Below are 11744 nucleotides of genomic sequence, written 5' to 3'. Positions count from 1 at the left end.
TTAGTGGATTTGGACGGGTTACCACCTGACTTATTCATTATAAAGGACTTTTTCTTTGCACAAAATAAAATTAGTGAAGATTTAGAGTGTTTTTAATATTGAAATTTAATTAACGCAACACTAGTGAAATTGTATTAAATAATAAAAAAGGCATAAAGGACTTTTTCTACAAAAGATCCTTTATGCCTTTCGATTAATTATAAATAGGGTGATTAATATAGTACTTTTCCAATACTTCCAAGGTCGTTTCTTTTGCTTTTTTGATAACTTCTTCAGGATCCATTTGATAATATTCTGGTCGGAATAACTCAACGGATGCGACAAAATCATAATTCAATTCTTTTAATCTTTTTAAATGTGCTTCCAAATCAATCACACCGTGTCCAGGCCATACTCTATCACTATCACGCATTTGGCCAATCGGATAACCCTCAACATCGTTGATATGGAAGATAAACAATTTATCTGCTGTCTCCTCTGTTACATCTTCTAATCTTGACCCCATCCCAGTGAATTGGAAAGTATCATACACTAGACCCACATTATCTCGATCAATCGCTTTTACAATACTATATGCTTGGGCGAATGTATTCACAGTATTCTCCTGAATTCCGATAAACTCCATCGCAATCTTTACTCCGTATGGTTTTGCTAAATCAGATAGATGGGTTAAAACTCGAATACAACTTGCATTTATTTCTTCCGTCAATGTTTTTCCTTTTTCAGTCACATCAATATTAGAAGGTACCACGCAAATATATGGACAATCTATTTTTTTACAAATCTCCAAGTATTCTTTGAATTCCTCAATTATCTTCTCTTCGTCTTCTTTGGTACGATTATTAAAAAAGCATAATGCATTCAAAGACAGTGGTTTAATATGGTGGTTATCAAAATAGGCTTTTAAATCATCTAATGTATATTCTTTAAGATAATCTTTTAACTGATCGATTGAACGAATTTCGATAAAATCGTAACCGTGTTTTTCACAAAACTCTAAATTCTGTTGAAGAGAAGCACTTTCGAATGTTGTTCCTTCATTAAATGATAATTTCATGGGTAAACCTCCATTTTTTTAACTTATGTATGCGATTTCAGTTTAATAGAAAAGTTCTTTCCTTACTCTATATAATCTTGCTCTAAAATTGTGTTTTGGTGCTATTTTATAATTTATTTGATAACTTTTGGTAATGAAATGGGCGTTTGTATGGAATTCAGAGGATATTCACTGAGTTTTGTATGAAATATTGGAATAGTAGCAAAAAATAGACCATTCCCTTTTGAGTTAGTATAAAATAGATATATTATTATTGTTTACAATTAGTGAGGTGAAAAAATGAATTTCTATATTCCGAAGGTAGAACCTGGCATCAAGTCAAAAAAGGGATTATTTTTTTATGAACCTTCCGCTTTAACGAAAGAATTATATCATTATGTCCTATGGGGCGGTGAATATATAGTAGATGTACCCTACAGCATTAAGCGTGACTACATGAATTCCTTTATTATTTTTTATATAAAAAAAGGATCGATGCATTTCCACTACCTTGACCAATCATTTGTGGCCTCGAAAGATGATATTGTTCTGTTAGATTGCAAAGAAAAAAATAACTACTATGCCGCGGAAGAAACGACCTTCCAATTTTTTCACTTTACAGGTAGTCACACACAAGCTATGTATAACGAGTTATACAAAAGAAAGGGTTGTCTGTTTAAACTGCCTGCAGAAAAAAATAATATCCCGAATATTTTATCCCTTATAGCTTCAAACAGGGAAATAGACTTTAAGATATCTTTAGAAATTTATGAACTGCTGGGTAATTTAGTAGAAAGTACCCGTAATACGTTTGAAAACAGAGCTGCAAACGTGGCAAAAGCAGTACCACCCGAAATGCAAGCCGTACTGACTTATATAAGTGAGAATTACTCATCTAAAATAACCGTCGACCAGTTAAGTGAGATATCCAATTTAAGTACCTATCATTTTTGCCGTACGTTTAAAAAGTATATTGGAACCAGTCCTCACCAATATGTACTAAATTACCGATTGATCCAAGCTAAGAATCAATTAGTGGAAACCAATCTTTCGATCGAGCAAATAAGCATGGACTGTGGATTTAATAGTATTGGTCATTTTATTAAGGTGTTCTCCCAATCTACTGGAGGCATCACTCCTGGGAAGTTTAGAAAACAATGTTTTTAATAACATCTTTCTAAAAGATATCCATTTATGTGGGTATCTTTTTGTTAGATTCTGATAAACTAATTAAATTTTAGCAAGAAATGATAATTTGATAGCAATTTTTTATAATACATTGAACCTCGATTACTTATAAAATAGGGACAACCGGTTAAACAGTCCTACTTTTAAAAGGAAGAAGGTTAAACGATGGAAAATAAAAAAATTGCATGGGGGATTGCTCCGATTGGCTGGCGCAATGATGACATTCCGGAAATTGGGGCAGAGAATACCTTATCACACTTACTAAGTGATATTGTAGTTGCAGGATTTGAGGGAACAGAAGTTGGCGGATTTTTTCCAGAACCTAACGTATTGAACAAAGAGCTTCAACTTCGCAACCTAAAAATTGCGGGACAATGGTTTAGCAGTTTTATTATTCGTGACGGTGTGGAAGAAGCCTCGAAAGCTTTCCATAAACATTGCGAGTATTTGAAAGCGGTTAACGCAGCTGTTGCTGTCGTATCAGAGCAAACCTATAGTATTCAAGGTACTGATAAAAACGTCTTCAAAGAAAAACCATTCTTCACAGATACGGAATGGGATCAATTAGGCCAAGGACTAAACGAATTAGGAAAAATTGCTCAAGAATATGATTTGAAGCTAGTTTTTCACCATCATATGGGGACGGGTGTACAAACATTAGCCGAAATTGATCGTCTTATGGAAAACACCGATCCTAATCACGTTCATTTGCTGTATGATACCGGCCATATCTATGTATCAGATGCTGATTATATGACTCTATTAAATAAGCATATCAATCGTATCCATCACGTTCATTTTAAAGATGTGCGTCAAGCAGTAAAAGAACAATGTGAAAAAGAAGGAAAGTCCTTTTTACAATCCTTCTTGGCAGGAATGTTTACCGTTCCTGGTGACGGTTGCATTGATTTTACAGAAGTATACAAGAAGCTTCTTGCAACGAATTATTCAGGCTGGATTGTCATTGAAGCAGAACAAGACCCCTCAGTTGCACATCCGTTGGAGTATGCCTTGAAAGCCCGTAATTATATTAATGAAGAATTACTGCCATTAGAAAATGGTTCATTGATTAAAGCTTAATAAAAAACGAACCCTGGGGAGGGAGAATATGAGTAATCAGGCGATTAAAAAAACACGTGATTACGAAAAAGCTTTAAAAAAGATTACGGTTATATCTACATTTGGGGGACTTCTTTTTGGATATGACACCGGTGTTATTAACGGGGCATTACCTTTTATGGCAAAACCTGACCAGCTAAACTTGACACCAGCCACGGAGGGTCTCGTTACAAGTTCATTACTTTTTGGAGCTGCGTTTGGGTCTGTATTTGGCGGGCGTTTATCCGACCGTTTTGGCCGCCGCAAAATGATTTTAAATCTCGCGTTACTATTCTTTATTGCCGCAATTGGATGTACGCTTTCACCGTCAGCCGGTGTTATGATCGTCTTCCGATTCTTGCTGGGATTAGCCGTTGGGGCGGCATCCGTCATGGTGCCATCCTTTTTAGCAGAGATGTCTCCGGTCGAGAAGCGGGGCAGGATGGTTACCCAGAACGAATTAATGATTGTTTCCGGTCAGCTGTTAGCGTTTGTATTTAATGCCATCCTAGGAAATACGATTGGTGAGGGAGCTTCACATGTTTGGCGTTATATGTTAGTGATTGCGTCACTTCCGGCCGTTGTCTTATGGTTTGGAATGTTAGCGGTTCCGGAGAGCCCGCGCTGGCTTGCATCCAAGGGAAAATGGGGAGATGCACTAAGGGTCCTTAAAGAAATACGGGAAGCAAACGCTGCGGATTCTGAACTTAAAGAGATGAAAGAAAATATTGCTCATGAATCAGAAATTAAACATGCCACATTTAAGGATTTAAACGTACCATGGGTTCGCCGGATTGTTGGAATTGGAATCGGGATTGCCATTGTGCAGCAAATTACAGGTGTTAACTCGATTATGTATTATGGTACTCAAATTCTTGAAAAATCTGGTTTTTCAACCAATGCAGCGCTTATGGGGAATATTGCCAATGGGGCCATCTCAGTCATTGCCACTTTCGTTGGAATCTGGTTATTAGGGAAAATTGGCCGTCGTCCGATGTTAATCGCTGGATTGACGGGTACAACCGCTGCTCTTGCTTTAATTGGGGTGTTCTCATTAGTACTTAAAGGGTCACCAGCACTTCCGATGGTCGTACTTAGCTTGACTGTTACCTTCCTTGCATTCCAACAGGGAGCTATTTCTCCGGTAACCTGGTTAATGTTATCAGAAATCTTCCCGTTAAAATTACGTGGTATTGGAATGGGTGTAACAGTATTCTGCTTATGGATCACAAACTTCCTTGTTGGACTGTTTTTCCCAATCTTACTAAGTGCAGTGGGCTTATCGATCACATTCTTCATTTTCGCAGTGTGTGGTATTGCCGCTATTATATTTGTGAATAAGATTTTGCCAGAGACAAGAGGAAAATCACTGGAGCAGTTAGAAAGCGATTTCCGGAGCTATGGACAAAAAAGTCATAAACAAGCTTCTAATCAATAATGTTATAAAACTATAATTGAATTATGAATTAACTGAAAAATGAAAGCGTTGCCTAGGTTTATCCATTGAATATGTAAACATAAAAGGAGAGTATCAACATGACTTTAAGATTTGGTGTAGTAGGAACAGGAGCAATTGGAAGAGAGCATATTGATCGAATTACCAATAAATTATCTGGTGGAAAAATAGTAGCCGTAACAGATGTTAATCAAGAGTCTGCAAAGCAAACAGTCGAAATCTATCAATTAGATGCGATAGTTTATCCAGACGATAAAGCGCTCATTGCGGATGAGAATGTGGATGTTGTACTTGTCACAAGTTGGGGTCCTGCCCATGAAGCAACAGTTGTCGCTGCAGTTGAAGCTGGTAAATATGTATTTTGTGAAAAACCTTTAGCAACCACAGCTGAAGGCTGTATGCGAATTGTTGAAGCAGAAATGAAGCAGGGCAAAAAATTAGTTCAGGTTGGATTTATGCGCCGTTATGATAGCGGATATGTACAATTAAAACAAGTGATCGACAATAATGAAATAGGTGCGCCGTTAATGATTCGTGCTGCACACCGCAATCCAATCGTTGGTGAAAACTATACAACGGATATGGCAGTAACGGATACATTAATTCACGAAATTGATGCACTTCACTGGTTAGTTAATGATGACTATAAATCCGTTCAAGTTGTTTTTCCAAGGAAGACCAAATATTCCCATGACAAACTGCAAGATCCACAATTATTTACGATTGAAACAAACAGTGGCATTGTCATGAATGTAGAAGTATTTGTAAATTGTAAATACGGCTATGACATTCAATGTGAAGTGATTGGTGAAGAGGGAATTGTAAAATTACCTGAATTCTCCAGTGTTGTGATGAGAAAAGATGAAAAATTAAGCACAAGCATTTTAAATGATTGGAAATACCGCTTTATGGATGCGTACAATGTGGAAATCCAAGATTTTATTGATTCCATTACAAAAAAAGGTGAGCCAGAAGGACCAACTGCATGGGATGGATATATTGCAGCAGTAACATCTGATGCATGTGTAAAAGCCCAGCAAACTGGTGAAAAAGAAGCCATTACACTTCAAGAAAGACCAGCATTTTATAATGAAAAAGAACTTCAAACGGTGTAATCCTTTAGAGCATATTACAGTTAAATAGTTTATAAAAAGGAAATGGAGTAATCCATTTCCTTTTTATTGATTTGGGTTAATCTTGAAAGTTGTTTTAAATGGTATCTGCCTATTAGGAGAGAACCTCACAATTCTGCGCAAGAAGTCGATTTCAATCCATAAGTTAAATCAAACGCCCCCTTCTCGAACACCCACTACATATGCTATACTACATAAGTTATGTTGAAAAATGTGGAGGACTTCATGGTGAAAGAAGCGAAGGCAAGAATTCAAAAGGGAAAACTATTATCATTTGTTCCAACGGGCGAATATTATTTTAAGAAGGGTGTCAAGGCATACCATCGACGAGATTTTATTAAAGCCAAAAAATATCTTGGGCGGGCGATTCAGCTTGAGCCGGGTGAACCAATGATTACTTGCCAGCTGGCGATTGTATCGACAGAACTTGGCGAATTCGAACATTCCAACCGACTCTTGCATCAAATCCTTGAAGAGCTTGATCCAGAAATGGCGGAATGCCACTACTTTTTAGCAAATAATTATGCCCACATGGGATTTTTTAAAGATGCGTATCATCATAGCAAATTATATCTTCAGCTAGATCCGGATGGTGACTTTTCCGAAGACACCGAAGATTTATTAGAAGTCCTTACCTTGGAAGCGGAAGAATTCGAGGATGAGCTATATGAGCAGGATGACTTAATCTTCAAACAAGAACAGGCGCGGGAACTGCTGGAATCCGGCTATTTCCCAAAGGCAATTGAGCTCTTGAAAGATGTCGTTAAGGAATACCCGGAATACTGGTCGGCTTATAATAATTTAGCATTAGCCTATTTTTATTTAGGAAAAGTGGAAAAAGCGGAAGCGATTCTAGTAGATGTATTAGACCGTAATCCTGGCAATCTACATGCCCTCTGTAACAAGCTTGTGTTTGCCCATTACCAAGGGCAAACAGAGAAAGTGACGGAAATGCTGCTGGTTTTGAAGAAAATTCAGCCCCTTTTAAGTGAGCATCAATATAAACTTGGCGCGACTTTTGCGTTAGTGGGTGAATACGAACTGGCCTACCAATGGCTGAAAAAACTATATAAACATGGCTTTGACGGAGATGGTCCATTTTATTATTGGCTTTCTTATTCCGCTTTTTACACAGGCTACGAAAATTTTGCAAAAAGCATTTGGAAAAAGGCGCTGGAGCTTAGTCCTGGTAAAGAAGGTTCAGAACCATGGAACCTAGAAAAGACAGCAGTAAACGGATTCGAAGAACTGTCAGAATCGATTTATCAAAAGCTTGAAAGTGACTATGTCGAGGAGCGGTTATTTGCTCTTTTTTTGACAACTGTTTCAAGTAAAAAAGAAGAAATCATCAGTTCCAAGCGGCTGTTTCAGAATCAGAAGTTTACCAAGTTGGAAAAAGATTATCTCTCCATGATTCGATTGGGGAAATCATCAAAGACCGAGGATGCTCAAGAAGTGGCTGAAATATTTTATGAAAAACACCAACCCATTGGGACGATTGAGTCCGGGTTGTATCTTCTCTGGTTTTCTATTTTTGTGGAAGCTTCGAAAGCTGGAGTCGATTTAAAAAATAAACGTGCCTGGGCTGGAGCGGTTGAATATTTGTGGCATAAACTGCGGAGCGAGAAAGTTTCTCAGCAGGAAGTGGCTGACCGTTATGGCTTGTCTACTGCCACAATCGGTAAATATGTAAAATTGGTTAACAACTATCTGAACTAAGCATATTCGTGGACTATAATTCAATTGTTTTATACGATTAAGTGGGAATACTAATACTTAATCGTATTTTTTTATATAGGAGTGAGTTTTACATGACTGAAGAAAAAATTTATGATGTCATTATTGCCGGCGCTGGTCCTGCAGGGATGACGGCTGCTGTTTATACATCTCGTGCAAACATGTCGACACTTATGATTGAGCGCGGTATGCCTGGCGGTCAAATGGCCAATACCGAGGATGTTGAAAACTATCCAGGCTTTGAGAGCATTTTAGGGCCGGATTTATCAACCAAGATGTTTGAGCATGCGAAAAAGTTTGGTGCTGAATATGCTTATGGTGACATTAAAGGAATTGAAGACCATGGCGATTACAAAATTGTCAACGCTGGTTCAAAACAATATAAAGCCTACTCTGTCATCATCACAACAGGTGCAGAATATAAGAAAGTCGGAGTTCCAGGTGAAAAAGAATTAGGCGGACGCGGGGTTTCTTATTGTGCGGTTTGTGATGGTGCTTTCTTTAAAGGAAGAGAATTATTTGTAATTGGCGGTGGCGACTCTGCAGTAGAAGAAGGCGTTTATTTAACCCGTTTTGCCTCAAAAGTAACGATCGTCCACAGACGTGACCAGTTACGTGCTCAAAAAATCCTTCAGGACCGTGCCTTTGCGAATGAGAAGGTTGACTTTATTTGGAACCATACGATTAAATCGATTAATGATAAAGATGGGAAAGTCGGCAGTGTAACGCTTGTTTCAACGCAAAACGGCGAAGAACAGGAATTACCGGCAGATGGTGTTTTCATTTATGTCGGAATGGTTCCACTGTCAAAACCATTTGAGAATCTTGGCATTACTAATCAAAATGGCTATATCGAAACAAATGACAGAATGGAAACCAAGGTGCCTGGTATTTTTGCGGCGGGAGATATTCGTGAAAAAATGCTTCGTCAGATTGTAACCGCGACAGGTGATGGCAGTATCGCAGCTCAAAGTGCTCAGCATTATGTAGAAGAACTTAAAGAAGAATTGAAATTAAAAAAGTAATATATAAATTAAAAGCGTAACCTTTTTATAACTCTCCTGTAACAGTAGTGAAATATAGATGGTGTATGATAAAGGAAATTGACCCCCTTTAAAATATATACCTTTCTGCACAGGCCCAGCAGCTTGTGCTCTTTTTTTGTTTTCTAGATGTGAATTCGGGACGTTCAGCACTAGTCCATCCCTATTCTAAGAATTGTCTAGCTCCAGCGCCTAGCCCTCGATGGTCATAAGCTTATCCAGTTGCGGCTCCTTGGGACGCAAGTCTAGCCATCCCCTGAAGAAGGCAAAAGGCGCCTTCTTGCAGGGAACCTCTTAGCCTGGAGTCCCAGGACAGTCGTCTCCACATTTAGGACAATCCGTCCAAACGGTTAAAAAGCAACCTTTCGGCCGGCTCGTCTTATGCTTTCTGTACGCATTAAGAACGACTAGTTTTTGGCCTTGCTTTAACTGGGCAGTCGACAAGATGCCCTATAGCGGGCCTGACCAAGGCGCTTGCGCTTTTCTAAAATATTTAACAAAAATATCAACTTTGTATTCATTGTGGCGGTTTCCTAAAAATAGTATAATGAAAAGAATAAATTAATTTATCTAGCCAAGCTCCAAAACAAGGCGCTTGTTCTTACTAAATTTTACATGCATCAGATTGAGCATGTGCACTTCTAAAGAGGTGAAAAAAGTGCAGCGGGTTACCAACTGTGTATTAATAAGAAATGATCAAGTATTACTACTGCAAAAACCGCGCCGTGGCTGGTGGGTGGCACCAGGCGGGAAAATGGAACCGGGCGAATCGGTCCGTGATTCCTGTATTCGGGAGTTCCGTGAAGAAACGGGCATCTACTTGAAAAATCCACAATTAAAAGGAATTTTTACGATGATTATGAAGGATGCCGACGAGCTTTTGTCCGAATGGATGATGTTTACGTTTGTCGCAACTGATTCAGACGGGATTGATTTAGATGAATCAGATGAGGGTAAGCTTGCTTGGCAGCCAATTGAGCAAATCAAGAGTCTGCCTATGGCAGCGGGTGATCTACATATCATTGATTATATGATACATGGAAAAGGCATTATTTATGGTACGTTTACTTACACAAGTGATTTTCAACTAATTAGCTATCGATTAGATCCAGGTTAAAAGAATAGGGGGAATAAAAATGAGTACAGGTTCGACAAGCGAAATCCAGATGGTCATTATTACAGGAATGTCTGGGGCTGGAAAAACCGTTGCCATTCAAAGCTTTGAAGATTTGGGTTTCTTCTGTGTTGATAATTTACCTCCTACTCTTCTGCCGAAATTCCTTGAACTTATGAAGGAATCGGGGAATAAAATGAATAAAGTGGCCCTTGTGATGGACCTGCGCGGCAGAGAATTCTTTGATTATTTGTTTAAAGGATTAGATGAGCTGGCAGAAACCTCCTGGGTAACGCCACAAATTTTATTTTTGGATTCAGATGATGCCACATTAGTGCGAAGATATAAGGAGACCAGAAGGACCCATCCGCTTGCGCCAACAGGACTTCCGCTTGAAGGAATTACATTAGAGCGAGAACTGCTGGAGGAGTTAAAAGGCAGAGCACAGTTGGTTTACAATACTTCCCAGATGAAACCGCGTGAATTACGTGAGAAAATATTAACGGAATTCACAACCAATAAACAATTAATGTTTACTGTCAATGTCATGTCGTTTGGCTTTAAATATGGAATCCCAATTGATGCCGATCTTGTTTTTGATGTACGCTTTTTGCCGAATCCTCATTATATTGATCATATGCGGCCCAAAACAGGTTTGGATGAAGAGGTTTCCAGTTACGTTTTGAAATGGAATGAGACACAGAAGTTTTTGGAAAAGGTGACGGATCTGTTAAGCTTTATGCTTCCACATTACAAACGGGAAGGGAAAGCACAGCTTGTCATTGCGATCGGCTGTACTGGCGGACAGCACCGTTCTGTTGCACTAGCAGAAAATATTGGCGGCTTTTTCCAAAATGATTATAAAACCATTGTTTCGCATCGTGACATTGAGAGGAGAAAGGAAAAAACAACATGAGTGAGTTAGGACAGCCTCGCATTGTCGTAATTGGCGGTGGAACAGGATTACCCGTTCTATTACGTGGACTAAAACAGTATCCTGTGGATATCACCGCCATCGTGACAGTAGCGGATGATGGTGGCAGCTCGGGCCGCTTGCGTGAGAATCTGCACATTCCGCCTCCTGGCGACATACGCAACGTGTTAGCCTCACTTTCAGATGTTGAACCGCTCGTTGAGGAGATGTTTCAACATCGCTTTAAAACGGCGAATGAACTATCCGGTCATTCGCTCGGTAATTTAATCCTGGCAGCTATGACATCTATTACCGGTAATTTTGTCCACGCCATTCAAGAAATGAGCAAAATCTTAAATGTACGTGGAAAGGTGCTGCCCGCAGCCAACCAGAGTGTTGTCTTAAATGCTGAGATGGAGGACGGTGCTATCGTTTCAGGGGAATCAAAAATTCCTTATTCGGGGAAAAAAATCAAAAAAGTTTTCCTAACCTCTAAAACCAGTATTCGGCCTTTACCGGAGTCTATTCAAGCTATTCGTCAGGCTGATTTAATTATTATCGGACCTGGCAGTTTATATACGAGTATTTTGCCGAATCTACTTGTTCCGCGCTTAGGTGACGAGTTGTGCCGCTCCCATGCGAAAAAGGTTTATATCTGTAATCTAATGACGCAGGCTGGGGAAACGCATGGCTTTGCTGCGAGTGATCATGTGAAGGCGATCTATGACCATATGAGCTGTGCCTTTATAAATACGATTTTAGTTAATAATGAAGAAATCCCGCCAGATATCCAGCTTCGCTATAATGAAGAACTGGCAGACCCTGTTCAATATGATTTACCGGAGTTATCTGAGCTAGGTCTTGAAGTCGTTCATGCAGATATCGCTTATCAGGAAAATGGAGCATTAAGGCATGACCCGAAAAAGGTCGCCAAAATTTTATATAATTTACTGATTAATGAAACTAAAGAGCGTTATGAATCGTAATTACTAGTACACTTGTGTTTTTGCAGTTTTATAAGGTGGT

The 11744-nt window shown here is 39.0% G+C and carries 10 protein-coding genes; 9 read left to right on the top strand and 1 reads right to left on the bottom strand.

From position 1 onward, the window contains the following. Nucleotides 1–193: 193 nt before the first annotated feature. The gene (locus tag M3226_RS27845) at nucleotides 194–1057 is read right to left on the bottom strand and encodes a sugar phosphate isomerase/epimerase family protein (RefSeq protein WP_251572288.1); all 864 of its coding nucleotides are present in this window, start codon (nucleotides 1055–1057) and stop codon (nucleotides 194–196) included. A 279-nt stretch (nucleotides 1058–1336) separates the two neighbouring features. Here M3226_RS27845 and M3226_RS27840 point away from each other — a divergent pair, with 279 nt between their 5' ends. From M3226_RS27840 to M3226_RS27800, 9 genes are all read left to right on the top strand, one after another. Beyond that, complete coding sequence (locus M3226_RS27840) at nucleotides 1337–2203, top strand: helix-turn-helix domain-containing protein (protein WP_251572286.1); 867 nt, start codon at nucleotides 1337–1339, stop codon at nucleotides 2201–2203. Between the two features lie 186 nt (nucleotides 2204–2389). Next, complete coding sequence (iolE, locus tag M3226_RS27835; RefSeq protein ID WP_251572284.1) at nucleotides 2390–3304, top strand: myo-inosose-2 dehydratase; 915 nt, start codon at nucleotides 2390–2392, stop codon at nucleotides 3302–3304. Nucleotides 3305–3332: 28 nt separating this feature from the next. After that, entirely contained in the window at nucleotides 3333–4760 is a 1428-nt protein-coding gene (locus M3226_RS27830; RefSeq protein WP_251572282.1) for a sugar porter family MFS transporter, read from the top strand. A 98-nt stretch (nucleotides 4761–4858) separates the two neighbouring features. After that, the gene (locus tag M3226_RS27825; protein WP_251572280.1) at nucleotides 4859–5893 is read left to right on the top strand and encodes a Gfo/Idh/MocA family protein; all 1035 of its coding nucleotides are present in this window, start codon (nucleotides 4859–4861) and stop codon (nucleotides 5891–5893) included. A gap of 243 nt (nucleotides 5894–6136) precedes the next feature. Continuing rightward, nucleotides 6137–7630, top strand: a complete 1494-nt coding sequence (locus M3226_RS27820) for a tetratricopeptide repeat protein (protein WP_251572278.1) — start codon at nucleotides 6137–6139, stop codon at nucleotides 7628–7630. 92 nt (nucleotides 7631–7722) lie between these two features. Continuing rightward, complete coding sequence (gene trxB, locus M3226_RS27815; protein WP_251572276.1) at nucleotides 7723–8673, top strand: thioredoxin-disulfide reductase; 951 nt, start codon at nucleotides 7723–7725, stop codon at nucleotides 8671–8673. A 676-nt stretch (nucleotides 8674–9349) separates the two neighbouring features. Continuing rightward, nucleotides 9350–9808, top strand: coding sequence for an NUDIX hydrolase (locus M3226_RS27810; protein ID WP_251572274.1), 459 nt, complete (start codon nucleotides 9350–9352; stop codon nucleotides 9806–9808). A gap of 19 nt (nucleotides 9809–9827) precedes the next feature. Continuing rightward, nucleotides 9828–10721 (top strand): RNase adapter RapZ, encoded by an 894-nt coding sequence (rapZ, locus tag M3226_RS27805; RefSeq protein ID WP_251572272.1) that lies wholly within the window; start codon nucleotides 9828–9830, stop codon nucleotides 10719–10721. Continuing rightward, a complete protein-coding gene (locus tag M3226_RS27800; protein WP_251572270.1) occupies nucleotides 10718–11704 on the top strand; it encodes a gluconeogenesis factor YvcK family protein in 987 nt (328 codons plus the stop codon). The genes rapZ and M3226_RS27800 overlap by 4 nt, the downstream gene beginning before the upstream one ends. Nucleotides 11705–11744 lie beyond the last annotated feature (40 nt).

The sequence above is a fragment of the Neobacillus cucumis genome (assembly GCF_023715505.1).
Note: the sequence above shows the minus strand (reverse complement) of the source record. Positions and strands in the feature narration are given on the sequence as shown.